Annotated in this window: 18 protein-coding genes and 2 pseudogenes; 7 read left to right on the top strand and 13 right to left on the bottom strand. The window is 56.5% G+C overall.

All coding sequences use genetic code 11. The annotated features are described in order from the left end of the window. Window positions 1–24: 24 nt before the first annotated feature. The 4 genes from LB462_RS14330 to LB462_RS14315 all read right to left on the bottom strand — a co-directional run bounded on the left by LB462_RS14330 (window position 25) and on the right by LB462_RS14315 (window position 5,601). A complete protein-coding gene (locus LB462_RS14330; protein WP_224508975.1) occupies window positions 25–1,791 on the bottom strand; it encodes an ABC transporter permease subunit in 1,767 nt (588 codons plus the stop codon). After that, a complete protein-coding gene (locus LB462_RS14325; RefSeq protein ID WP_224508966.1) occupies window positions 1,776–2,909 on the bottom strand; it encodes an ABC transporter substrate-binding protein in 1,134 nt (377 codons plus the stop codon). The genes LB462_RS14330 and LB462_RS14325 overlap by 16 nt, the downstream gene beginning before the upstream one ends. A gap of 171 nt (window positions 2,910–3,080) precedes the next feature. Next, window positions 3,081–4,139, bottom strand: a complete 1,059-nt coding sequence (locus LB462_RS14320) for an amidohydrolase family protein (protein ID WP_224508964.1) — start codon at window positions 4,137–4,139, stop codon at window positions 3,081–3,083. 277 nt (window positions 4,140–4,416) lie between these two features. Next, on the bottom strand, window positions 4,417–5,601 hold the full coding sequence (locus tag LB462_RS14315) for a M20 metallopeptidase family protein (RefSeq protein WP_224508961.1): 1,185 nt from the start codon (window positions 5,599–5,601) through the stop codon (window positions 4,417–4,419). A gap of 571 nt (window positions 5,602–6,172) precedes the next feature. On the opposite strand from LB462_RS14315, the gene LB462_RS14310 reads away from it, so the two are divergent. After that, window positions 6,173–6,901 (top strand): SDR family oxidoreductase, encoded by a 729-nt coding sequence (locus LB462_RS14310; RefSeq protein WP_224508959.1) that lies wholly within the window; start codon window positions 6,173–6,175, stop codon window positions 6,899–6,901. Between the two features lie 267 nt (window positions 6,902–7,168). Here LB462_RS14310 and LB462_RS14305 read toward each other — a convergent pair. After that, a pseudogene (locus LB462_RS14305) lies at window positions 7,169–7,739 on the bottom strand (IS630 family transposase); the annotation flags it as partial. A 370-nt stretch (window positions 7,740–8,109) separates the two neighbouring features. Between LB462_RS14305 and LB462_RS14300 the strand changes: the two are divergent. From LB462_RS14300 to LB462_RS14285, 4 genes are all read left to right on the top strand, one after another. Then, the gene (locus LB462_RS14300) at window positions 8,110–8,820 is read left to right on the top strand and encodes an aspartate/glutamate racemase family protein (protein ID WP_224508957.1); all 711 of its coding nucleotides are present in this window, start codon (window positions 8,110–8,112) and stop codon (window positions 8,818–8,820) included. Window positions 8,821–10,645: 1,825 nt separating this feature from the next. Beyond that, entirely contained in the window at window positions 10,646–12,340 is a 1,695-nt protein-coding gene (locus tag LB462_RS14295; RefSeq protein WP_224508955.1) for a thiamine pyrophosphate-binding protein, read from the top strand. Between the two features lie 22 nt (window positions 12,341–12,362). Beyond that, the gene (locus LB462_RS14290) at window positions 12,363–13,136 is read left to right on the top strand and encodes an SDR family NAD(P)-dependent oxidoreductase (RefSeq protein WP_224508945.1); all 774 of its coding nucleotides are present in this window, start codon (window positions 12,363–12,365) and stop codon (window positions 13,134–13,136) included. Window positions 13,137–13,268: 132 nt separating this feature from the next. Further along, window positions 13,269–14,717 (top strand): NAD-dependent succinate-semialdehyde dehydrogenase, encoded by a 1,449-nt coding sequence (locus tag LB462_RS14285; RefSeq protein WP_370637165.1) that lies wholly within the window; start codon window positions 13,269–13,271, stop codon window positions 14,715–14,717. 835 nt (window positions 14,718–15,552) lie between these two features. Here LB462_RS14285 and LB462_RS14280 read toward each other — a convergent pair. Then, window positions 15,553–16,035, bottom strand: a complete 483-nt coding sequence (locus tag LB462_RS14280) for an Lrp/AsnC family transcriptional regulator (RefSeq protein WP_224509276.1) — start codon at window positions 16,033–16,035, stop codon at window positions 15,553–15,555. 262 nt (window positions 16,036–16,297) lie between these two features. Here LB462_RS14280 and LB462_RS14275 point away from each other — a divergent pair, with 262 nt between their 5' ends. Beyond that, window positions 16,298–17,056: an IclR family transcriptional regulator domain-containing protein gene (locus tag LB462_RS14275; protein ID WP_224509274.1), complete on the top strand. Its 759-nt coding sequence runs from the start codon at window positions 16,298–16,300 to the stop codon at window positions 17,054–17,056. A gap of 168 nt (window positions 17,057–17,224) precedes the next feature. After that, window positions 17,225–17,419 (top strand): hypothetical protein, encoded by a 195-nt coding sequence (locus LB462_RS14270; RefSeq protein ID WP_224508943.1) that lies wholly within the window; start codon window positions 17,225–17,227, stop codon window positions 17,417–17,419. A gap of 965 nt (window positions 17,420–18,384) precedes the next feature. Here the strand turns inward: LB462_RS14270 and LB462_RS14265 are convergent. The 7 genes and pseudogenes from LB462_RS14265 to LB462_RS14235 form a co-directional block, all read right to left on the bottom strand. Beyond that, window positions 18,385–18,511 (bottom strand): annotated as a pseudogene (locus LB462_RS14265) (aspartate 1-decarboxylase); the annotation flags it as partial. An 85-nt stretch (window positions 18,512–18,596) separates the two neighbouring features. Further along, entirely contained in the window at window positions 18,597–19,586 is a 990-nt protein-coding gene (locus LB462_RS14260) for a beta-ketoacyl-ACP synthase III (protein WP_224508941.1), read from the bottom strand. Beyond that, window positions 19,583–20,854 (bottom strand): adenosylmethionine--8-amino-7-oxononanoate transaminase, encoded by a 1,272-nt coding sequence (locus LB462_RS14255; RefSeq protein WP_224508938.1) that lies wholly within the window; start codon window positions 20,852–20,854, stop codon window positions 19,583–19,585. Before LB462_RS14255 ends, LB462_RS14260 begins: the two co-directional genes overlap by 4 nt. Then, the gene (bioD, locus tag LB462_RS14250; protein WP_224508936.1) at window positions 20,851–21,489 is read right to left on the bottom strand and encodes a dethiobiotin synthase; all 639 of its coding nucleotides are present in this window, start codon (window positions 21,487–21,489) and stop codon (window positions 20,851–20,853) included. The genes LB462_RS14255 and bioD overlap by 4 nt, the downstream gene beginning before the upstream one ends. Next, window positions 21,486–22,667, bottom strand: coding sequence for an 8-amino-7-oxononanoate synthase (locus LB462_RS14245; protein WP_224508934.1), 1,182 nt, complete (start codon window positions 22,665–22,667; stop codon window positions 21,486–21,488). The genes bioD and LB462_RS14245 overlap by 4 nt, the downstream gene beginning before the upstream one ends. Beyond that, window positions 22,664–23,662, bottom strand: coding sequence for a biotin synthase BioB (gene bioB / locus LB462_RS14240; protein ID WP_224508932.1), 999 nt, complete (start codon window positions 23,660–23,662; stop codon window positions 22,664–22,666). Before bioB ends, LB462_RS14245 begins: the two co-directional genes overlap by 4 nt. 770 nt (window positions 23,663–24,432) lie before the next feature. After that, complete coding sequence (locus LB462_RS14235) at window positions 24,433–25,530, bottom strand: extracellular solute-binding protein (protein ID WP_224508930.1); 1,098 nt, start codon at window positions 25,528–25,530, stop codon at window positions 24,433–24,435. Window positions 25,531–25,940 lie beyond the last annotated feature (410 nt).

The following is a 25,940-nucleotide window of genomic DNA, read 5'->3' as shown; positions in this document are numbered from 1 at the left end:
AGGTTCTGTTTGGCACGCAGGCCATCAGCTATGCTTTTTTCGCCTCAGCAGTTCTCCAACGACAACAATAATCAACGCCAGCGTCATCTGCAGCGTGGCTACTGCTGCAATGGTGGGACTGATGTCCTGCCGGATCCCTTCCCACATGCGCATCGGCAACGTCGTGATCCTACCAATACCGAGGAACAGCACGTAGACGACGTCATCGAACGAACTCAGGAATGCAAAGAAGCTGGCGACGACAAGAGCCGGCATGACGAGTGGCGCGATGATCGTGCGGAAGGTTGCCCAAGGCCCGGCGCCAAGGCTGCGGGCTGCACGCTCATAGGCCGGATTGAGATTGCGCACATTGGCAACAACGATGACCACCACATAGGGAATGGCGTGGACCGTGTGCCCCAGTGCCAATCCAAGCTCGGTGCCCTGCAGCCCCCACCATGCCAGCAGGAAATAGGTCGCGACCGCCACGATGATGGTCGGCATGATGATCGGCGAAAGCACGAGTGCAACCATTGCTCCGCGGCCGGGTATGGCGCCACGCGCCAGGCCAAAGGCAAGCATGCTGCCGAGCACGGTTGCCATCCCCGCCGCCAACAGAGCAATGCGAATGCTGGTGAACGTTGCGCGTATCCACAGCGCATCGGACAGATAGTTTTCGTAGTTGCGCAAAGAATAGCCAGGCAAGGGGAAGACGAAGTAGGACGAATCGCTGAACGACAAATAGGCGACGATCAGAACCGGCAGGAGCAGCAGCGTTGCGAGGACGCCTGCCAGGATCGGCACACTTCGACCGCCCAACGACGGAAGCCAACGGTCAAGCTTGTTTACGGCGGAGCCGATACGCATCAGGTACTGGGTACCAAGCTGGCGATTGGAAGCTGTTCCCGAGTTCGCCTCGCCGCTCGAAAATCCCAGGAGTTGTTCAATCGGAAAGAAGCGTGAACCCATCCACAATATGGCTAAGACCGCCACCAGAAGCACCACGGAGAGAGCGGAGGCGAAGTTCCAGTTCAGTTGCTCCGTGACCTGGGAACTGATCTCCATGGTGATCGTGATGTCCGACACCCCGCCCATCAATGCAGGGGTGATATAGAAGCCGAGACAATAGATGAAGACGAGCAGAATCCCCGCAATCAAGCCGGGCAGGCTGAGCGGCAGGAATACCGTCAGGAAGGCGGCGAGAGGGCTTGCACCGTTCGCCCGCGCGGCACGCAAAAGCTTCTTGTCGATGCCGGACATGACCGTGAACATCGGCAGGATCATGAGCGGCATCACAATGTGGGTCATGCCGATGATAACGCCGGCGCGGTTGTAAAGGAGGGCAAGAGGTTGCGAGGTCAAGCCAAGCTGGAGCAGGATCTCATTGACGACACCATTGCGCCCGAGCAGAACGACCCAGGCGAAGGTCCGGGCGAGAACGCTTGTGAAGTACGGCAGCACGACCGCAATCAGCAAGAAGGTACGCAACCCGGCCCCACCTGTGGTCAGGGCATAGGCAATGGGATATCCGAGGACGAAAGCAAGAGCCGTTACCGCAAGGCTGATCTCCAGCGTGTTGCGCAACACGATAAAGTAGGCAGGACTGTCGCCGATGCGCAGGTAATTTGCCAACGACCAGTCCGGCACGCCAAAGGAGAGCAGAAGCAGCCCCGCCAGCGGAACGATAAAGAGAACTACAAGAAAGATCGTCCCAGGCAACAGCAGCCAGGCCCATCGTGTGGGCCTGACCGATGACGAAGCCTGCACGACCGCCGAATGATCGACCGCAGAAGAGATTACTGTGCCCGCCATGCCAGCCAGCGCTCCTGTATGTGATCCGCGTTGGTCTTGCCGTCAGGACGTTTCGCCCCAAGCCAGGTATCATCTTGGACGACGACCTGCGATGCATTTTCTGGTGTGATGCTGAGCAGCGGGACAAGATCCCCCGGCAAATGCTGCAGCTGATTAACGTTTGGGCCGGTTAGGTTTGTGGCTAGTGTAAAGCCTGCAGCGTTCTGCGCCCGATTCAAAAATGCGACCAGCTTTTGTGCATTTTCATTATTGGGCCCACCTTTCAACACCGTCCAATAGACATAAACCAGATTCGCGCCACTCCACACCATCCGAATGGGGGCACCTTGACGAATTGCCGATATGGCTCGTCCGTCATAACAACTCGTCATCACGAACTCGCCGTTGAGCAATGCTTGGACAGGTTCACCTCCGGCTTTCCACCATTTCGTAATGTGCGGCCTGATCTCGTCGAGCTTCTTCAGCGCTCTGTCGACTTTATCATCAGTTAGCGGCCATCGATCTGCGTTCGGCATACCGTCGGCCGCAAGCGCCAGAACCATATGCCGGGCGACCGAACTCAGTCCGCGCGGACCGGGAAACTCATCGGCGTTCCAGAAATCGGCCCAATTCTTCGGGCCTCCCTTGGGAAGGGCGCGCTCATCGTAGGCGAGCAGCGTTGTCGAGCCGAATGCGACCACGGCGTCTTGACGACGAGCAACGTCCGGCACACCCTTGAGGGCTTCGTCGTCCCACAGGCGGTAGTCGATCGGCATGAACATGCCAGCGTCGTGCATGGCGGGATAGTTCTGTCCGTCAATCAACGCAAGGTCCCAATCGATGCGCCCTGCGCTGGTCATCGCCCGCACCTGCGGCTCTGCAATGTCGGCGACAACATCGATGACATTGATGCCCGTCGCTTTGGTGAAAGGGTCGTAAACGCGTTCGCGTATGCCCTTGCTATACGACCCACCGTAGCTAAAGACCACCACTTCGCCGCTGCCGGCGAGCTTCTCCTGTGCCCACACGCTGGTCGCTTTGGCGATGAGCGGCATGCTTAGAAGGACCGCGGATGATTGAAGAAGTGAGCGTCGGCTAAGCCCATGTATTAAACGGCCGCACGGATCATCTTTTTTCACGATTTCCTCCCCTTTTTAGTCGTTAGCATTTTTTCTTGGTTAGCCACTATAGGCCGTATTGACGCTCCAAAATCCTAATATCGACCTCCAAACCAAAAAAAAACTGCGAGAGACTGGCGCATTACGACGAATTGGAGCTTCAGCCCACCTACTGAGGGTTTGCGGTTCCCATCACCGCGTTGCTTCAACTTGGAGGCGATAAAAGCGGGCTGCAGTAGCGAAAAAGAGCTGATGTTTTTCAGTTTCCGAATACGGCTCGGCCAAGCGCTTGAAGGCGTTCCACACAGTTGCGTAGCTGCATGTCAACGCATCCACCGGAAAATTACTTTCAAACATCGCTCGTGAGGGCGCGAACGCCTCGATGCACACCTCGATATAAGGTCGCCATTCTTCCGCAAGCTGAGCCGAGGATGCGCATGGCTCCGCCATAAATGAGGGAAAGGCTGGGTAGGGCATACCGAGCCCGCCTAGTTTGACGTAAACGTTTTGACATCTGGCCAATGCTTCGATGTTGGCACGCCAGATCGGAAAGCGGTCCATACGTCGGTCGGCATAGGCACCGATCCCCAAGGGTGTGCCGGCGTGATCAAGGCAAATCAGCGTGTTCGGGAAAGCGCGCGCGAGATCGATTAGATCCGGAAGTTGCGGTTCGAGAAGCCAGGCGTCGAAGGTAAGATTGAGCGGAGCAAGGCGTCCAAATCCTTCACGGAATTGAGCGTCGCGATAGAGCCCCTGCCGCCTTTGCCAGGAAGGTTCCAAGATACTTGGATCCGCATCATAGGCCGCGCTTTGCCGAATGCCGCGAAATCGTCCGGCGCCAGCCGCCACATGGGCCTCAAGCACCGCCGCAGCCCGAGATCCGAGTGTAAGATCGGCATGGCCGACGATTCCAGCGCAGGGCTGTCGATTACCATAGGTGCCGCTGGCTCCCATAGCGCTAACGCCGTTGACGAATTCCGTTTCCCCGACGGGTACCATTTCGCTTGTACCAAATTTCCGGTACATCGATCCGCATTCCAGATGAACCGTAGCGCGAACGTCGTGCCCACTATCCAAATCATCCAGCAATTCGTCGGCAAGATAGCGCGGCGTGCGACGCAAGACATTTTCGTAAGAATACTGCGATACCGGCACACGCAACGCGCGTCTTCGCGAATCCCACAAGTGATGGTGCGGATCGATAATCGGTCTACCGGGATCGAGGATAATTTCGCTGCCAGGAACGTTCATGCTCTCTCCGAATTACTAACTGTGAATGAACACCTTGGCGCACCGCGGCCGCTTTATCCCGGGAGCGCCATTGCCGAGAGCTGCGTCCAATCCCAGAACGAACGGGCTTGCCTGCGTGGCAGGCAACGATCTCGTGTCACCTTCATGGCGCTGATGTACTTAGACAGCAGCCGTCAACCCACATCGTTCGCGAACGACTATGTCACAAGCGCCCAATGGCTTGCCAACTTTTTGTTGTCGCAAAGCCCTCTCATCGCCAGTAGTTGCCAACGCCGTCTCAGCAATTCAGCAGATCAAGAATGTATCGAACAGCCAGTTCGGTGGCTGGAACGACGAGGTCATCGGAAACTCCGAATGTCGGCGTATGCAAATGCGACTGATTCTCTGAGGTACAACTCCCGATCCAGAAATAAATCGAAGGTACGCACGCAGCATAAAAACCGAAGTCGTCGCTTCCTGCGGTCTCCTTCCTACCATCAAAGAAAGCGTCGCGGCCAGCCGCGTCGTGGACGAGTTGCCGGAAGCGTCTCACCATTTCGGCCTCGTTGACAACGGGCGGCTCTCCTTTGCGAATGTCGCATTCTGCGTGTCCACGGTGTATTGTAGCGACGCCTTCGGCCACTTCCCGCACGCGTTGGCAGAGAAGTTCCCGACGCTCCGGGCTGCGGGTTCTGATCGTTCCCTGCATCTCGACGGAGGGGCAGATGATGTTGGTGGCTTCGCCACCGCGGATGGTCCCGATCGTGACAACCGCGCCATCGTCGACCGGCATTTCGCGCGACACCACCTTCTGCACCTCGTTGATGAACGCAGCGGCGATAGTGATCGCGTCCACGCCCTTATGGGGTGAAGCACCATGCGCCATCTTGCCGGCAATTGTCAGCTTGAATTGATCCGCAGATTTGCCTACGGCGCCTTCGCGTGCTCCAAACATGCCTGCCGGAATCTCGGGAGTGATATGGAAACCGACGGCGTGATCGAAGCCATCCAGCAACTTCTCGTTTTGTACCGTTCGCCCACCAAGCGGCTCCGATTCTTCGGCTGGCTGGAAGAACACGCGCACCTTGCCGGCGAAGATGTCCCGCAGTCTGTGGAACGCGAGTGCAGTGCCGAGTGCGATCGAGGCATGCACGTCGTGCCCACACGCATGCATGACTCCGTTAATCTGCGACCTGTAGGGCAAATCCTCGCGTGCCTCATTGATTGGCAATGCATCAATGTCGCCCCGCACTGCGATTGACCGCTTCGCGCCGGAGGCGTTGCCTTCGATGTCGACATAGAGGCCTGTGTCGTGGAAAATAGTGAGTTTGTTGAGGCCGAACTCTTGGAGGATGTTGCGGATCCGCTCCTGCGTCTTCCATTCTGCGTTGGAAAGCTCAGGTTCGCGATGCATCGCATGCCGCAAGTCGATCACAGCAGTCGCCTCGGCATCTGAAAGAACGCTGTTGCTCGGTATGTTCATTCCAGTAATTCCTTATTCGCACGTATGACAATGAGTGAGCTTATCTTGCCTTGAGGAGGAGTGTCGCAAACGATTGCTCGGATTCCTCCTAAAATGACTTGGGAACGCTATTTTGGCGCAGGAATCCACCGTTAGAATGCTTTCAACTAAAGCTGCCAATCGCAGATCGGCTCCGAGTCCCTCTTTGTGGGAGAGCCCAGATTGTCGGCAAGCGTCGGTCGCTGAACCCATTGCCCAGGTCGTTCCGCCCCGGAAGGCAGTTGGTTGGCCTAGCGCCTAGTTAAGGGTGCGTGGCGGTATGCACGGCCCAAATCGACTTTTGCGGGCAAGAACAAGGAAGCGACGAGCTTCCTAGGAAGGCCAAAAGCCGACATTCAGCGCGGGTGCTCCATTGCGCGCAGAAAATACCCAACCGGTAGTGGTAGTTCGCTGCCTGTGAGCGTCGCCCCTGCTGTTATTATGCCGGAAAGGACTTGGTGAGGGCGCCTTTGCGCAATTCGCTGCTCAGGCCGCATAAGAATTACTTTCCGCGACGGCCGCCCTAACAACGAACAACTTGGGATTTCAACAGATGACTACAGTGCTGATCACGGGGGCAAATCGAGGGCTCGGGCTTGCTCTAGCTCGGCAGTATGCGGCGAATGGGGCGGAGGTCATTGCCTGCTGCCGTGATCCGGAAAGGGCGGAGGAACTAAAGAATCTCGTTGTCTCCGCCGCCAATCAGGTACGCACTGTGCAACTCGAAGTGAGCGACGAAGGGTCGATTGCATCGCTTAAGCGTGCGCTGGGCGATCAACCGATCGACATCGTCATCAACAATGCGGGGATCAATGGCACACCTCAGGACCAAACGCCCGAGCGCATCGACCCCGAGAGTTGGCTCACCACATTGCGGGTCAATGCACTTGCGCCAATGCTCATAGCCCAGGCGCTCCGAGGCAATCTGTTGCGCGGACGGGAGAAAAAGCTGGTGGCGATCACCAGCGATTTCGGATCCGTCAGCATCGATTGGCCCATTACCACCAATGCTCGCGAGAGATATGCATACCGGGCATCGAAGGCCGCCCTCAACAGCGGCATGCGTGCTCTTTCACGGGACTGGGCGGAGGACGGCATTCTTGTCGGATTGCTCAACCCCGGCTTTGTCCGAACCGACATGACCGGCCCACGAGGGGCTGCCTCCGCTGCCTCAATCTCCGCGGAAGATAGTGCCCGCGGCTTGATCTCCAGGATAGGGGACCTCACACCGGCGACCAGCGGTTCCTTCCAAGACTACCAAGGTAAGACAATTCCCTGGTGACCAGTACCGGCCATTCCATGGCGGGTGGCTTATGGGTGACGCTGCGTGGCAATACCTTCGAAAAGTAAATACCGTCAGTACGCTCCAAAACGTAACTAAGTGCAGCTCGGACGTCCCGGACAGTATCTGCTCCGCCAAGCGATCAGCGTCCGAGCCAAGCTCTTTATATGGGCCGGGGCATTCGGTTGGGTCAAGAACGCGACCGAAATAGGGTACCTTTATGATGGCCGTTGAAACCCGAACGAGGGAGTTGTGCGTATTCGACCTCTAGTGCATTGATTCCAACGCTTGGCGCCCACGTTTGACGGCTGATCTCCTCCGGGTCAGCTTTCCAGACGAACGGCCGTGGTTGCTAATTGTGCTTCTTGATGAAGCGGTTGATTGCTGTCTGGTGGTCGACAACGGAGTGAAAGACGCGGTGCTTCAAACGTCGGCGCGTCAGTTTTGCGAAGAAGCTCTCGACGGGGTTCAGCCTAGAGCATCATGTCGGTACGAAGTGGAACGTCGATCGCGGATGCTTTGCCAGCCAGGCACGGACCTTCGGCTGCTGCTTTTGCGTAGTTGTCGAGAGTGACGTGGACGGCCTTATCCTGCGGCAGTTCCGCCTCAATCACTTTGAGCAAACGGATGAACTCCTGATCCCGGTGACGCTGCATGTTGCGGCCGATCACCAAACCTTCGAGAACCTTTTTGTGGGCAGCAAACAGGGTGGTGGTGCCATGGAGCTTGTAATCATCGGTCATCGTGCCGCCCTGGCCCTTCTTTAACGGGCGGCCAGGCTGCGTCCGTTCGAGCGCCTGGATTGGCTCTTTTCCTCGACGAAAAGGACAATGGCATGGCGATGCGACATTCATCCAGTTGTATCAGGGCCGTTGTAGGCGGTGGCCTCGCGAATGTCCTGCTTGCTCAACTCGAACCCCGGGCTGAGGCTTGGCTGGAACACCGCGGGCGATTGCGAGCCGCCTACAGCAAGAAGGAGCGACGGCATACTAGGCTGAGCGGGCGGCGATCACGTCGGGAGGGCACCGTTCGGCCCGTACTACGGGAACTATGCTGCAGCCAAGTCTTGTGCAAAACTGTCAGTCTTGTCCCCGGATCGGCCGGTCTGCGGCTGTTCGACGCTGCACGATTCTGATTTGGCGCAGGATAAATGCAAGAACGCAAATAACTTAACGGCATGCTGCCTTCGGTTATTATATTGTAGTTCTATGAAACAAAACGCTCAGCCATTTCTTGGTATCCTCGATCTTGAATGTGGATTAGTAACGGGTGCGACGCGTCCGCCTCCACGGCCGGGCTCCATTCTGAACCCGGCGTCCTACAACATGCCAGTGGTTTTGGAAACTGTTTCGGGTGCATGGGCGGAAATTGTCATTCGGGGCGATCCAGCGCTTGAAGTCCATTATGTGGCCGCTGCCAAACGTCTCGCCCAGCGGGGCGCTGCTGTGATAACCGCGAATTGTGGTTTTTCTATTCGGCACCAAGCAGCAGTGTCTGCATCTGTCAAGGTTCCTGTTTTAACCTCGAGTCTACTCCTCCTCCCACTTTTGCTCCGGCAATTGCCCGTGCAGGCCAAGATAGCAGTACTAACCGCAGATTCCACACAATTGACCGCGGATCTGCTTGGCATTGATGACCCGGCAGACCGAGAGCGGATCGTGATCGGGGGCGTCGAAGGTGGCGAGATGTGGCGAAACGAAATGAAGCGCCCGCCCCAACAGACTGACGTATCTGTCATTGAGGCCGAAGTGCTCGATTGTTTTGAAAAACTTCGCGTTCGAAATTCGGAAATCGGAGCCATCTTGCTCGAATGCACTGCTTTCCCTTTGGTTGCGTCAGAAGTCCGGCAAATTACCAAGTTGCCTGTCTATGACATCACGACCCTTTGCCGCATGATGATCGCTTCTGTCTCCGAATAACGAGATGTATCACCAGCTTTTGTAACCCGCATCTGGGCGAAATAATTCGCTTTCGGCGTCAGCAAAAAATTGCCTGCAGGTCCACGATGAAGCACCATGTTGAATTGCGTCTCGTTTTTTTCAAATCGGACTGGCTGTTATTGCGCGCCCTTGAAATCGGAACGATAAGCCATCGCATCCACTTGCATTGCGCAACCAGCAGTTCGGGATTTTCGCCGCGATCGTCGACAAAGCGCGCGATGGATTGCTGGCACCGCAGTGAAGAAACCATCGGCGCGTCGCAAGCTGAGCACTCATGGCGATCGGGTCCGCGGGCGCCTAGTTGGAAAAAGGCAATCTGGCCGGAACTGTGTGTCGGCTTGTGCGGCGTTGTTGTGCGCCCCTCCACGCCTTGGCCGTCTTCTCCTTCGGATCAAGCTCGGTCGTCGAAAGAAGCTTGTAGGCACGAGAACATCAGCGCGGAGAGAGACCTTGATGTATACCAGACTGGCCAAGCGCTGTGGCTGGGTCACCCAAAGGGCCAGCGCTTTCATGCGTATTGTATTCGTGGAAGACGCAGACCTTCATTACTGTCCTCAGATCGCATAGGCAGTCACCAACCGAACGCGGGCTGCTTCAAGTCGCCCCTCGCCCGATTTCAGTCCTGTTGAGAACGCTTATCAAAACTCAAAGCGCTACTGTGTCAGCGAGCGCGGTTAAGCGCATTCAACGCGCCATATCGCTGGTGGGCTCGCGGACAATCTCTTCTCCTCGCAAATGAAAGTGCTATTTCAGTAGAGCCTATTGAATGCCCACGCTCCAGGTCGGGATTCATCTTCAAACACGGAAGGCTAACATTGCCGCACAGGCATCAGCCCACTGGGGGCTCGTCGTGGGACGCACCCTAACGAGGCATGATCTGTACACACAAGCCTCAGTCTTTGTTTGCAAGGCGCAGCGAGATACGCGGCCGGACAGCGCTGGCGGGCCCTACCAACCCTCGTCCTCGGTGGTGGCCATGACCGGAACCACAAAACCACTTTTGATTCGATCCATCACAACAAGGGTCTTGAAGTCCTTGATATTAGGTTTTGGTAAAAGAATCGGCGAGTGAACTCCTCGTAGTCGTCTATGCTCTGCGCGTTTATGACCAAGTGAAGTCCGCTTCACCGGCGACATAATACCCACTCATGATCTCGGGTTCGGCACCTATGACCTGTTTGAAGCGGTAATCATTGATATCGGACGGCCACCGCTTTGGGCGACACAATGGACAACAGCAACGAGTACGCCTGCGGTACGAAGCCGCTGCTTTTTTAGATATTGGCTCCCGAGTAAAAGGAAAGAAGCGCTCTGCGATGCACTTGCACTTCAGCAACCATCTACCTCTGCTCGGCTCGCTTGCTTTTGTGGAAGTCAACATTGTCAAGGACGAGGACATCGCCGGGCTATAGTGTTGGCTCGAGTTGCGAACCATCTGACAGGCTCGGCTGAAAGGCTGGAGTAGCATCAACGAGGACGGGCGATGCTGACAAAGTACCTTGGTACCGCCGCTCGGCGGCACAAGATGCGTAAGGGCGATCGGCCAAATGCGACGGCCGACGCGGAGAGTACGGCGGCCATCAGATTTTTACTCGTGCCGCAAAGAAAGTGAAGGCAGAGCGGTGCAAACACCTAGCAGCGCAGGGTCCTCTCCCATTTATTCCGTTAGACGCAGATTTCCGCTACATGGCCATTCACAATAGCAAAAATCGGCGTCAAGGAGCGTTATCTTCCATCGCATATGAAATTGATGCAAGTGCTGGTGGCGCGCAGTCATCGCTCGTTGCGAAGTGGAGAGGTTTTGATGGGAAATACGAGTCAGACAGATAATAAAACCGGCGCAAGCTGGCTCGCAAAATCGCTGGCAGCGCGTGGCATTGATCACGTATTTTTTATTGATGCCATACTGCGTCGTTCCCTGGTCGAAATGGAACATGAAGGCATCCGCCGCGTCCTAGTCCACAGTGAAAAGGCGGCGGCTTATATGGCAGACGGATACGCGAGAATTCGGGGGCGACCGGGCATCTGTTTCGCGCAATCGGTGGGAGCAGCAAATTTGGCTGCAGGAATCCAAGATGCCTTTCTTGCACAGGCCCCCGTAATCGCTTTCACCGGTCGCAAAGCGCTGAATTATCAGCATCGCAATTCCTACCAAGAAGTTTCGCATCCGCCGCTTTTCGAAGCAGTCACCAAGACCAGCTTGGATGTTAACGATGCCCCGGAACTGCCACGGCTCTTGGCTCATGCTTGGCGAACCTCACTCACTGGAACGCCGGGTCCGGTTCATATAGACGTTGCCGGCCACACGGGCGAAATCCTTGAGAAAGGAGAAGTTTCCGCAGAAATTGCCGCAGGTATTCCGGAGCGGCGATTGCCAATGCATCGTCCGCTGGCCGAAGAAGCGGAAATCGTTGCCGCACTGGAGCGACTTAAAGGTTCTGCGCGCCTCGCAATCGTAGCGGGTACCGGGGCAATGCAATCTGGCGCAGGCTCCGAAATTCTGCGCATCGCCGAGCTTTTTAAAGCGCCGGTGGCAACATCGTTGGGTGCGCGAGGGATCATTCCAACCCGTCACCCGCTCTCAATTGGAACGGTGGGCAACTATTCGGCGCCGCCCGCAAACCGGGTAGTGGCGGAGGCAGATGTGGTTTTCTACGTCGGGTGTCGCACGGGCGACCAAGTGACCCTCGACTGGCGCGTGCCAGGATTGAAGACGCGTGTTGTGCAGCTAGACTCGGACCCCGCCGAAATCGGACGCAGCTATCCCGACACGGTGGGAATATGCGGCGACCCGAAGCGCACCTTGGGGCGCCTAGTGGACTTGGCCGTCGCTGCGGGCGAACCGCGAGACGGAAGCTATGCAAAGCGGGCAACTGAGCAAGTTGCCAAATGGCGTGAAGAGTTCAATATCCGCGCCGCAGGATCCGGCGGTGCTGTCCCAGTGGAAGCAATCTGTGCGGCGATTACCGATACGCTTCCCGAAACAGGCGTTGTCGTTGCGGATACTGGTTTTGCGTCTATCTGGACATGCACAGGGATCGAACTCAACGGCACCGGACAGACCTATCTTCGGGCCGCGGGCTCCTTGGGCTGGGCCTTCCCGGCCGCCCTTGGTGCCCAGTGTGCAGACCCTAATCGTCGCGTCGTTTGCTTTACTGGCGACGGAGGACTTTACTATCATCTTCCAGAGCTTGAGACGGCGAAGCGCTACAATATCCCTCTTGTGCTGATTGTGAACAACAACAGCGGTTTCGGGCAAAGTATCCAGAACATCCGCACCATTCAGGGCGACACTCCGGGAACGCCGGAAGAACTGGGGCTCTTCGGACCGTTGGATTTCGCTGAACTCGCCAGCCAGTTCGGGGTCGAGGGCCACAGGATCGAACGCTCGGAAGACCTCCGGCCTGCGCTGAACGCGGCCTTTCGGGGTACGAGTCCGGTCGTGCTGGATGTGGTGACGGATATCGAGCCACGTGCACCCGTCGCCTGGAAGCCGTGAATAATAGAGGATAGCGATTCAAATGCGACACGCGATGATGGTCAATTACGCCCTCGAGGGCAAATGTGCCCTTGTGACGGGGGGGGCCTCTGGTATCGGACTTGCTACTGTAGAGCGGTTGGCTCGATCTGGGTGCAAGGTGGTGCTAAACCATTTGCCGGGTGATCCGCTGGGACCGGATCATGCGGAACGGCTACGCCGTGAGGGCTGTCATGTGGAGTCCCTTGCACACTCGATCGGCGACCAACAGGAAGCCGCACTCGCAGACCAGGCTGCTGGCGCGCTTGGCGGGTTAGATTTGCTTGTCAACAATGCCGGAACGCCCGGAGGACGTCGGGCACTGAACCCCGCCGATCTCGATGCTGTCAGCGACGCCATGTGGGAGTCGGTGCTTAATATCAATCTCGTAGGCCTGTTCCGACTTACCAGGGCGATGGCGCCTTATCTTCGTCAAAGTGGGGGTGCGGTGGTCAACCTTGCATCGGTGTCAGCACTATCCTCACGTGGATCAAGTATGGCGTACGCCGCAAGTAAAGCGGGCGTTATAACGTTGACCCGCCACATGGCGGTTTCGTTAGCCCCCGAAGTCCGGGTGAACGCAGTCGCCCCTGGTGCTGTAGACAGTTCGTGGCAGATCGAATGGACCGAAGAACAGCGCAAATCTTCAATCGACCGCACACCTTTAAGACGTCGTTGCACGCCCGAGGAAATTGCAGAGACAATCGTGTATCTGGGCTTTGGAGCGCCCATGATCACCGGCCAGACGATAATTATAGACGGAGGCCTGATCCTTTAGATTCTCCGCAGGCTAATTTGCCGGAAACCGCCCAACAAAATCTGCGCTGCTCTCCAGCGCGGAGTTGCTTAGCAGCTTCACTTAGCGAGTGCATGTGGGTGCGAAAATGATGCACGCAATAATGAAAGATCAATGATGCCTAATACCCTTCCCCTTCAGCGAGATCGGAACCTAATCGGTGGTGCGTGGGTGGAGGCGGATTCCGGTGCAACGATCGAAGTCACGAACCCGGCTACCGGCGAGATTATCGGCACCGTTCCAAACTGCGGCGCCTTGGAGACCCGCCGCGCGATAGCGGCGGCGCACGTGGCCTTCGAAACTTGGCGTCATACAACCGCCGCTGAGCGCGCGGGCAAGTTGCGCAAGCTTGCCGCCGCCATCGAAAAGAGCAAGGAAGACCTCGCCATTCTCTTAACCACCGAGCAGGGAAAATCGCTGTCGGAAGCTCGCGGTGAGATTGGCATGAGCGCAGCCTATGTGCAGTGGTTCGCCGAAGAGGCGCGGCGGGTGTACGGCGATACCATACCGTCACCTTGGGTCGATCGGCGTATTCTGGTCACAAAGGAGCCGATCGGTGTGGTTGCGGCCATCACCCCTTGGAATTTTCCGTCGAGCATGCTCTCCCGCAAGGTAGGCGCAGCACTTGCGGCAGGGTGCACGGTTGTGGCCAAGCCCGCCAGCCAGACACCCTACTCGGCTATTGCCTGGGGTCTTTTGGCCGAGGAGGCCGGCATTCCTTCGGGCGTCATCAACATCGTCACTGGGTCGGCCACTCAGATTGGCAGCGAAATGAGCTCCAATCGAACCGTTAGAAAGGTGACATTCACGGGTTCCACCGGGATCGGCAAGCTGCTGATGGCTCAAGCGGCAAGCACGATGAAGCGTGTTTCCATGGAGCTTGGCGGCAACGCTCCTTTTCTGGTCTTCGACGACGCTGATCTCGACCGTGCGGTGGAAGACGCCGTTGCCTCGAAATATCGCAACTCCGGCCAGACATGCGTGTGTGCAAATCGCTTCTACGTTCAAACCGGTGTATACGACGCATTCGCCGCCAAGTTCGCGCGTGCTGTGCGCGACCTCAAAGTCGGCAACGGCCTTGCGGAGGGCGTCACCCAAGGTCCGCTGATCGATGATAACGCGGTTGCGAAAGTCGAGGAGCATATCGCCGACGCCCTCGAAAACGGCGGACGCCTCATGGCTGGCGGCAAGCGCCACGCTCTCGGCTTAACCTTCTTCGAGCCCACTATTATGACCGAGGTTACATCCAAAATGAAGGTCGCGAGGGAGGAGACTTTCGGCCCACTGGCGCCGCTTTTTCGCTTCGAGACGGAGGAGCAGGCGATCGCAATTGCAAACGACACCGAGTTTGGCCTGGCGGCTTACGCCTATACCAAGGACGTCGGCCGCGCGTTCCGGATCTTGGAGGGGCTTCAGTACGGTCAAGTGGGTATCAACGCGGGTGTAATAACTACGGAGGTTGCGCCCTTCGGGGGTGTTAAGCAGTCTGGCCTAGGCCGCGAGGGGTCAAAATACGGACTTGAGGACTATTTGAACATCAAATATGGCTGCATTGGAGTGTGATCCGTCGTGCCGTCATTTGCAAATATCGCGACTTGCCTAACGCAAAACTGGGCTATTGTTGACTTACTGTGCACGTGCGCCGAGCGTGAGCATTTGCTAAACTTAGAGATCTCCCTCATCGTGTGAACGCGTGAAACTTCGCGCCTTCCATCCCCGCTTCGTCTTTTATCCGTCATCGTAATTGATGGTTATGATGATGTAGCGGGTAGCTTCAACTGTGGCTACAACAGCCCGCAAGGAGCCGGCGCAGGGACATTTGAAAATGTGGCGTACAATTCTTGATAATTAGCCATCTCTGAGTGCGAGGTGGAAGAAATAGCACTGTCGGTATCATATAGTTACATCTTCCATAAACTATCAGCCCGAAACTTGTAACGGCAGCACTTAAGAACGTCCCAAAATGGTGACAGATTCCTTTTCTTTGTCTGAAACTTGCAGTTTGACATGCCCCGTGGAGCGCATGCTGCGGAATTTAGAATACCGTCGGAGTGTTCGACAAGATGGATAGAAATACGCGATGACCCGGCGTGCTGTGTCCGCTAGCGACGTGTCAAGCGCTTCGCTAGTGGCTCTTCTGGCCAATTCAAAATCGGGAACCGTCATTTGGAATCCTTCGAAAATAACATCGCCAATTCAATCTTTGGTTGAAAGAAACGACACGGTGCCACGATCATAGGTCTAAAGCACATTTCGGTTAGGTGCGCCTTCGTGATCAGCGTACTCCCCGGGCGTGTGCGGCTTGGAGAAAACTGGCCAGCGTTAGTCCGAAGCAATGATCGATGATTGGGTAAGGGGCTCCCTTAGACCCTGACTCAGACAAATTGGACCACCATCCTTAGGCGTCCTCTAACTCGTCGACTTCAATCGGAATCGCGAACCCGCTTTTGACGCGGTCCATTATAACCATAGTCTTAAAGCACTTAATATCGGGGTTCTCGAGGAAGAAGCGCCGTGTGAAGTCCTCATAGTCGTCCATACTCTTAGAGGTAATTACCAGGACAAAGTCCGTTTCTCCGGTAACGTAGTAGCCGGTCATGATCTCGGGTGTCGTTCGAATCGACCGCTTGAAGCGGTCGATAATCTGCGCACACTCGCGCTCCAATGTTACGGAAACGAGCGTGGTGATCGGGCGACCTACAGCCTTAGGTGATACAATCGAGACGTCGCCCACAATTACGCGGCCTGCGCGCAGTCGCTTCAAGCGTCGCTGCACAGCGGTTGGAGAGAGGTGCGCAATTTCACTCAGTTGATCCGATGTCAGCCGATTATCTAGTTGTAGCGCGGCCAGTATGCGGCCATCAATGCGGTCGATATGCAAGACAAATTCCTCCCAGTTGACCAAAGAAGATCTCCATACGCAGGCGAGTTGCTTAGCCCTGCCAGCGCAACCGACATCACAAGCGAAATATCGACCTTGTTACGGAGCCGGCGCCCGTCACAAAGATTCCTGCCTCTAAAGGCACGTTCCATCGAATTGCTTCGTGGTGATTGGCACCAAGTATAAGCGCCGAATTACTGCGTCGCAAAGCTGTTTTGTGCGCATGTTGACATTTGTTCAAAATGTGGAAGATATTGTGCGGATGGTAACCAAAACGGATTTCATTGCTTCCCTTGCGAAGGGCCTTAAGGTCATAGAGGCCTTTCGCGACGAATTTCCTCAGCTCACGATCTCGGATGCTGCAGAGAAAACGGGGCTTGATCGTGCCACGACCAGGCGCTGTCTTCTAACAATTCACCAGCTTGGCTACGCTGACTTCGATGGAAAGTTCTTCACGCTTACACCTCGGATCTTGCGCCTCGGAACAGGGGCATTAGCCGCAATGCCCTTTGTGCGGCTAATGCAGCCTTGGCTTGACCAGCTTTCCCTCCAAATTGATCAACCCGTCTCTGTCTGCGTCCTGGATGAGACCGAGATAGTGTATGTTGCACATACCGCGCCGCGTCGGGTCATGTCGGTCGGAATGATGCCCGGCTCCCGGCTTCCTGCACACTGCACCGCGATGGGGCGGGTATTGCTCTCGGCACTACCAGACGCCGAAGCTCGGGCGAAGCTTGACGCGTCTGACCTAAGCCCTCGCACGCAACAAAGCCTGACGGATGCCGGGCAAATCATGGATTGCATCGCCAAGATTCGAATAGATGGTTATTCGTACGTTGATCAGGAACTCGAGATCGGACTGCGAGCAATTGCTGTGCCGGTTTACAACGCCCGTGGGCGGATCGTCGCCGCACTCAGCACCGGCGTTGCCGCTTTCTTAGCTACGCCGGAAGAACTCGTCACGCGGTATCTTCCTGCTCTGTTGAAGACTCAAGAAGGCGTCCGGCGTATCCTGAGATAGCGGTACGCGGGGATCGGGGAACAACCAGCTCTGTTGAAGTTGGGTGACGCCATTGACAGGCTTTTTTGACCAATAGTGCTCACCCCCATGGGCGCACGGGTGTGGAGTGCACCCCTAGAATGAGACAGTAAAATATCGGACAGTTCTCCTCATTCATGGGAACTGTTGATGAATAGTACGAAGAAGATTTTCACTGAGCAATTCGCTGCCCTTGTGCACATGCAGGCTGGCGAGAAAGCCAGTCAGTTGGCGCGAAAGTTGGGCGTGCATCGCCAGCGCCTTTTACCCGTGCGAGATCGGCTTCGCCTGTTTGAAGTGCTGAAGCCAGAGCGGCGCGGGCAACCGTCAAAGAAAGCAAGTTGACCTCCTGGCCTCGGCCAAACACAAGAACAGACAGCGCGCTAAGTCTAACGCACTGGCAAAGGCTCGCCGGCGTATCGTTGAACTCGAGCGGAAGGTGGGGCAACAAGAGCTGGAGCTCGATTTTTTTCAACAAGCCTTGCGGCGCGTTAAGGAAATTCGCCAGAGGAGCGACCAACCTGGCGGGACAGGATCTACACGGTCATCCGAAATGACGGCATCCTCGTCGCAAGGCGCATTAGGAATTGAACAGATGTGTCGGCTGGTGGGGTCAGTCGCACCGGCTACTATCCGCACTGGCAACGATCTGCCTTATGCCAGGAGGAGACTAGCTTGCGGGAGGCCATTCAGCAGCTGGCCTGCCGCACCGGCGCTATGCTTATCGCCGTATCGGTGCCTTGTTTGGCCGCGATGGCTGGCAGGCCAACCACAAGCGGTGCTACGTATTATGCGGAGGATAATCTTCTGTATCTGCGTACCCGGCCGTTTGTGCCAACGACAACCGATTCCAGACATGGACATTCAGGCAAGCATGAGCCGTGTCGGCAATCCTTATGATCCCAAGTATCCAGCCACTCTTGCGAAGCATCCAGCAGGAGATCGTAGAGAACCCGCTAAACGCAACTCGCCGGACTGTGTATGGATCGGAACGCCGTTCCTCTGTTGACTCGCTGATGGCCTAAGATTGCGTCTGCTCCTCCCCCGACATCTATTGTCCCGCTGAAATCAAGCGTAATAGCCGTCGCCAGGTCGTTCGCAACCATGCCGATCTGGAATCCTTAACACTTCAAATCAGCATGGATGCGATCGAGGACGCTAAAGAACCGCATGCCTTCACTTAGTTATAACTTAGTGTCGGCATGATCAGCCTTCGGTTGCCTTATTACACAATTCATCAGGGACGGGATCTGTTTCAGACGATCGTTAGGACCTTGATAAGCGACCTAAGGGGGGCGCTTTTTAGTGAAAAACTCCATTGGCAGAATGCCCGCTTCCTGGCAGTGCGCGGGGATCAAGGGTTATCGAACCGTGATAGTTGAGGTTCGCCTCTGTAAGGTTTATCCCATGCAGCTTTCCGGCGACTATTTTTCGCATTATTTCAAACACTTTTTGTTTTTTATAGACCCCTATCACCATGCATTCGGGAGTTAGTTGAATCGAATAAGATCCGCAAGCGCCGCTATACACCCCAGACAACCGCCCCGCCTGTCAGGCCGGCACCGGCTGCCGTCAACAGCAGCTTTTCTCCCGAGACAAATGGCCTGGCCTGGTGGGCAAGCGACAGCGAAAGCGGAATGGTTGCAGCGGAAGAATTCCCGTATTCAGCGATCGTGCGAACGATCCTGTGGGGCCGGATACCAACATTTTCGCCAACAATTTCGAAGATACGAGAATTGGCCTGATGCGGGATAAACCTCGTCACGTCTGAAGGCTGAAGCTCAGCGCTTGCCAGCGCCCGTCTCGCGCAAGTGGTCATCATTTGCACGGCCTGTGCAAATATTTCCCTGCCGTCGCGCATGGTCATCAGGCATTCCTCTACGGCCATGCCCTCCGCAAATGGTAGTTTGGAGCCGCCCCCCGGAATAGAAATCAGATCATAGCGGCTTCCGTCAGATACAAGTTCTATACCGAGAACGCCCGCTTCTTGATCCCCCGATGGGACCAGAACCACAGCGCCGGCCGCGTCGGCAAAGAGCACGGCGCTGGCACGTTCCGTCGGGTTGATGCGCCGGCTGAGGATATTGGCTGCCACCACGAGTACAGGCTTGCCTTGGGTTCTAACGAAGCTGTCCGCGAGGGTTAGTGCATAGATAAACCCTGCGCAGGCGCCGGCAAGATCGATCGCACCGGAATTGGCCAGGCCGAGATGATGCGCTAACAACGGTGCTGAGGGCGGCAGCAGATGGTCCGGGGTTGACGTGGCCAGGATCGTCAATGCAATGTCGTCGGGATTTACGTTTGCATCGTAAAGGGCAACGCACCCAGCCCTTGCTGCAAGATCGGTAAGCAGTTCTCCTTCCACCACCCAGCGCCGCTCCCGGATGCCGGTCCGGCGCTCGATCCAGCCGGGTTCGAGTCCGAGCTGGTTTTCGATCTCGGCATTTTCAACACGGCGCCCTGGAGCGTAATGGCCAAACCCGGCGATACGGCTTGTCTTGACCGGGCTCAAAGGTCGCCGCCTTGCGCAATCATGTCCGCTGCTTTATCAATGGCATCGTAGATCCGGTCGAGATCGTTGGCCATTACGCAATAGGGCGTCATCAGGTAGATCACATTGCCAAGTGGCCTAATCAGGAGATTTCTTTCCTTGAAGAATGCCCGGAGCTTCGGCCCTGCATTGGAAAGATAACCCGTAGCCGGGACATTGACGTCAAGCGCAACGATCGTCCCGGCCTGACGCACGTTGCCGAAACGGGCGTCCGCCTTGAACCGCTCTAGCCTTGCGCCATGCATGGCGACGAGCGACTGGATGCGTGTCGCAACCGGCTCCGTCTTCCAGACGTCAAGGTTGGCCAGCGCTGCTGCACAGGCGATCGGATTGGCGGTGTAGGAACTCGAATGGAAGAAGGTCCGGCTTCGATCGGTGGAGAGGTGCGCATCGAATATTTCCGCCGAACACAAGGTTGCCGCCAGAGGCAGGGAGCCGCCGGTCAAACCTTTGGATGTGCACAGGATATCCGGTGCGATGTTCGCCTGTTCGCAGGCAAAGAGAGTGCCCGTGCGGCCCCACCCGGTCATCACTTCGTCGGCGATCATCAAGCTGCCATGCTTGGTCGCGATCGCCCTCAGTTCGGCCAGAAGCGACGCTGGGTACATAAGCATGCCCCCTGCTCCGAGCACTAGTGGTTCGATCAGCAGCGCTGCGACCTGTCCGCCCTGGCAAAATGCCTCGAAGGCGTCGAGCGTGTCCTGTTCTCGGCCCGGAGCTGGAAACGGCAGCCTATCCACATCGAAAAGCATGGGTTCATAGGCCATATTGAACACACCCCGTTCGCCGGCTGACATCGTCCCGATGGTGTCGCCGTGGTAGCCATACTCCATCACGACAATGCGGAAGCGTGGCGTGCCCCGATTGTGGAAGAAGCCGAAGGCCATTTTCAACGCCACCTCGACACAGGTCGAGCCGCTGTCGGAATAGAACACGTGTCCGAGACTGGCAGGGGCGACGGCAATCAGGCTTGTCGCCAGTTCTTCCGCAGGCTCGTGAGTGTATTCGGCAAAGATAATCTGGTCATAGATCTCACTCGCCTTACAGATCGCATCCGTGATCAACGGGTGCCGATGGCCGTGCGTGATCACCCACCAGGAAGAGATGGCATCAAGGATAGCGTGACCTTGCTCATCGAAGAGATAGGCGCCGTCTGTCCTGACAATACGCTTCATTGTCGGTTCGAGTGCGTGCTGGGTAAATGGATGCCAAACAGCGGAGCGGGTCACCAGATCCCTTTCTGAAAACAGGAAATATCGAAATGGACACGAAAGGCCTGGCGCAAGGTGTCGGGCGTCAGCGGGTCGATCCGCGGCAAGCGGCCGAGGCAGTTCACATTGCCCAGATTCGCGACGATCTGTTGCGTGTCGGCCTGTTCGTCGCCGATGAAGACTAGGCCAAAAACCGGAATGGAGCGGTGGCGCAAGGCTTCGAGTGAAAGCAACGTATGATTGATCGTTCCAAGTCCAGTGCGGGCGCAGATGACGACCGGCATCTGCCAGCGGGCAAAGACATCGGCGAACACTTCATCTTCGGTCAAAGGGACCAGCACGCCGCCCGCCCCTTCGATGACAAGCGGTGACTCCGTCGACGGAGGCGACAGTGCTTCCGGGTCAATCCGGACCTTATCGATTCTTGCAGCAAAATGCGGCGCGGCCGGCGTCTTCAACCGCCACGCCTCAGGGACGATCCGTTCAGGCGGTATCCGTCCGAGACGCTGGACAGCCTCGCTATCAGTTTCTCCTTCAAGGCCAGATTGGACGGGCTTCCAGTAAGCAGCACCAAGCGCATCGGCCAACGCTGCCGAGAACACGGTCTTGCCGATGTTGGTGTCAGTACCGGTCACCACAAAACGGAGTGTCATGCTGTCTTACCTTCTTGATATATGTAGCAAAGCGCGAAAGCCTCCTCAGAAGATGCGGCTGCCAAGTGGTCGAGCATTTGCAAAATCGCAGCCCGATCGACGTTGAGGGTGATGGCAATCCGCAACCGGGCCGTCCCTTCGGGTACCGTCGGCGGGCGGATCGCCCGCAGATCGAAGCCCTCGGCGCGCATGCGTGCGGCGATACGCCTTGCGCGAGCGTTATCGCCGACCATTACCGGCAGTATCTGCGAGCCGCTGCCTTCGAGCCCAAGCACCCCAGACAGTTGCGCATTGGCAAAAGTCCAGAGTTGTTCGAACTGCGCGCGGCGTTGCGGCTCATCCGCCAGTATTTTCAGGGACTCGCGAACCGCCGCCGCCATTACGGGCGAAGGTGCCGTGGAGTAAATGAAGGCGCGCGCTCGGTTTACGAGGTAATCGCAAACGACGCTATTCGCACCGACAAGCGCGCCCGCAACACCCAAGGCCTTCCCGCATGTATGGAGGAGGACGACATTGTGCCGGCCCTCCATCCCGGCAGCAAGACCACGGCCATTTGGTCCGAAGACACCAGTCGCATGCGCTTCGTCGATGATCAGAAAGCCATCGTGGCGATTTGCCAACTCGAGAAGTTCCTCCAGCGGGGCGCAGTCCCCGTCCATCGAATAAAGGCTCTCGACAGCAATCCATGGATGGCCCATGCCACCTGCATTCCGCCAGTGGCGGATTGCGTCGTCGAAATGCTGAACGTCGTTGTGGCGGACGGGAACAGCCTCTGCCCGGCTCGCCGCGATACCCTCATGGGTGCTGGCATGGATGAGAGCGTCATGGACAATAAGATCGCCGCGTTGCGGCAGGGTCGAGAACAGCGCGACGTTGGCGGCATAACCACTGGAGAAATAGAGCGCCCTCTCCGTCCCGAAGAAGGCGGCAGCCTCAGCTTCGAGCGCCTGATGTTCCGGATGATTGCCCCGCAGCAGACGGGACCCGCCGGAGCCGACGGCAACACCGCGCTCGAGGGCGTCGGCAATGGCGGAGCGGATGCGCGGTGAGTTGGCAAGACCAAGATAGTCGTTCGACGTGAAATCGATGCCATTCTGCGGCACCAGTTCACGCCGCCGCCCCTTCCTCTCCAGCCCGCTCAGCGTCATCGCATAGCGGGCAAGTCGCTCGGGCATCATTCCGCTGCATCCAGCGTCATCGGCTTCAGACCGAGACGGCGAAACAGCCCGGCATCATCGTCTTCGCCGGGATTTTCGGCGGTAAGCAGCGTATCACCGACAAAGATGGAATTAGCACCGGCAAAGAAGCACAGCGCCTGCATCTCGTCGCTCATTGCCGTGCGACCCGCCGAAAGACGCACATGGGTTTGCGGCATCAGGATGCGGGCCAGCGCGATAGCGCGGACAAAGTTGATAGGATCAACCGGTGCAGCATCGGCAAGCTTCGATCCGGGAATCGGGATCAGCATATTGATCGGCACGCTCTCCGGCGGAACCGGGAGATTGGCGAGCGTCACCAGCATGGCAATATGGTCATCGCTCGTCTCACCCATGCCAAGGATGCCACCCGCGCAGACCTTGATCCCTGCCTCGCGCACATTGGCGAGCGTCTCCAGACGATCCGCGAAAGTACGGGTGGTGATGATTTCCCGGTAGAAGCGTTCCGACGTGTCGATGTTGTGATTGTAGTAGTCGAGGCCGGCGTCGGCTAGCCGGCTCGCCTGATGCGGCGAGAGCATGCCAAGCGTCATGCAAGTCTCCATGCCAAGCGCCCGGACGCCCTCGACCATGGCGACTATACTGTCCATGTCGCGGTCTTTGGGGCTGCGCCAAGCTGCACCCATGCAGTAGCGCGTCGCTCCGCCCTCCTTGGCTTTTCGCGCTTCAGTGACGACCTTCTCGACCTCCATCAGTCTGGAGGCCTTGAGACCGGTGGGATAATGCGCCGACTGGCTGCAATAGCCGCAATCTTCCGCACATCCACCCGTCTTGATCGACAAAAGCCTACTTAATTGCACGGCGTTGGGGTCGAACTGCGCCCTGTGCACGGTGTGCGCCCGAAACAGCAAGTCATTAAATGGCAAATTATAGATTTTTTTGGCTTCAGAAAAATGCCATATTGCGCCGATCGAGGCAGTTGAATCGACGGATTTCAGCACTGGCGCTTCTGACATACGGGAACTTTCTCTATGATTATAGATAGAATCAATAATTATCTATATCTTTAGCGAGTGTGCTCGGAAACGCAACCGCGTTCAATGCGGTTCAGAAAATCAGAATAATCAAGGCAGGAGTGATTTATACGAATCCGAGCCGCTCTTGGCGTCACCACACGAAAGTGATGTATCTGTCCGACTTTAAGAACTTAGGGTGATCATGCTGAAAAGAATGGATGTTTCGCGCCGTAACGCTGTCTGTCGGGGTCCAGATATAATCGCCAGTGAGAATGACGTGCCGTCCCCGATCGGGGTGATGTGCTTGTTGACGCCAGGCAACGTCGCAATGCCTTCCCGGTTAAGTTCGGCGAAAGCCGGTTTGAGAAAATGATGGCGCTATCAGCAGGTTCAGTCCTGACGCCCACTGGAGCAGGAAGATGGACCCTCGAGCCTGCACCCTGTTTCCAGAGGTATTTCGGAGGCCGACGACCAAACCTCGATTTCTCCTCTTTCCGGTGGAGAAATCGTGAGCACGACTCTCGTAGCTTAAAGCCAAAGATGATGGTTGCGACGATGCTTGCAAAGAAGAAGGTATGGGCGCATCGATCGTAGCGCGACGTGCTATACTGCTTATCCTTCCGTTCCAGCAAAGAGAGACTTTGTGTCGTTGGCGATAGAGCGTCTTGTCGAAGGTGCCTTCATTCTCAGGATGACTTCAAACCTCACAAGGTGTGCCATATGAACGAGGCAGGGCGAACCTGCTGAGCCTTCGCCCCCTGTTATCAAACTTACCCGAGCAGGTCTTTCGTCTGGTTCGTCATGTTCTGGAGTGCCGCCTCCGGCGTGGTGCGCTGGAAGATCACACCACGCATTTCTTCAGACATCATCTGAACGATTTTGACGGTGTTGTCGCTCGGAAACGAAAATTGGTCACCCGTGACTGCCAGGCGCCCGACGATGTCTCGATGAAGAGGATTGATTTTCAGATACTCGTCGAGGAACGCTGCGTCTTTGAGTGCCACCAAGTTGATTGGCATGTAGCCCGAGTTTATCGCCAGGATCATCTGGGCCTTCTGGCTGGCGGCGAATTTCATGAACTCCCACACGACCTGCTGTTTGATTGGATCCTTGGTGAACATGAAGAAACCGTGACCTGCCCCAGCCATACGTCCCTGGGGGTTGGCGACGGGGATCTGGGCGACCGCGAGTTTGAAACGTCCATTGGCTGCCTTTGCGGTTGAGGTCGTTCCGCTTGCGGACTGGATATGCATCGCCGTAGCCCCGGCCTTGAACGCTTGGCGCGCCTGTTCCGTCGACATATCCGTCCTGACGGTCTCGCCGAAACGCGCAAGAGTGGTGATCGCCTGAAGCCCCTCCTCTCCATTGAAGGCGATCGATGTCCTCGCCGGGTTCATCATTTGCCCACCATACGATGCCAGCAGGGTCTGGAACATCCAGGCATTGCTTGCGGTATATTCAATGAAGCCGCCGTTTAAGTTATCGTCCAGAGCCTTGACCTTCAGCCCGATCTCATGGATTTCTTCCCACGAAGCTGGCGGTTGTTGCTTGGAATAGCCGACTCTACGCAGGAGGTCCATGTTGCAGTATATGACCGGAATTGTCGTGCCATAAGGAACGCAGCAGACGTCGCCATTGACCTTTATCGCCTCGCTGATAGCCTTTGAGAGCCCCAGGGGTTCAAGGCTTGCCAGATCGTTGCCGAAAAACTGATTGAGAGGCTGTGCGATCTTCCTGTTGGCAAGAATGGCTGCATAAGTGACGACTTGCCAGGATGCATCGGGTAGTGAATTTACGAGGGAAGCTCGAATTGTGTTGTTGAGAAGCGGATCCCAGTTGTCGCCATCGGCTACGAACTTGATGGACATGGATGGGTTGTCAATTTCAAATTGCCCGCTCAACTCAGAAAGTAGAGCCTGGTAGGTTGGCATGGCGTGAGAAATCACGACCATTGTTTTTTGAGCCGCTCTAATAATACCCGGCGCCGCAAGTATAGCCGTCGAGGAAATCCCGGCGACCAAAATTTTTCTGCGAGTGATCATCATTTTTGTGCCCTCTTAGATTTCAGATTGCTTTGAAAGAGTGGAACTTGGCTTTTGCATAATGCTTGTGTGATTCGACGTATGATTACGTAAGACCGAGAGCGGCGTTGCTTACGCGTTGACTGGTACCGCAAGTTTGAAGAGGCCATCCCCGATCTGCGTTGCCACCTCCACTCGACCGCAAAGTACAAACCCGGATTCGGTGAAATAGACGGGGATCGGCTTGGACCAGGGTA

Source organism: Phyllobacterium chamaecytisi (assembly GCF_020164455.1).
Lineage (GTDB): Bacteria > Pseudomonadota > Alphaproteobacteria > Rhizobiales > Rhizobiaceae > Phyllobacterium > Phyllobacterium chamaecytisi.
The sequence above is the reverse complement of the archived record's forward strand: the minus strand, read 5'-3'. Positions and strand labels throughout refer to the sequence as shown.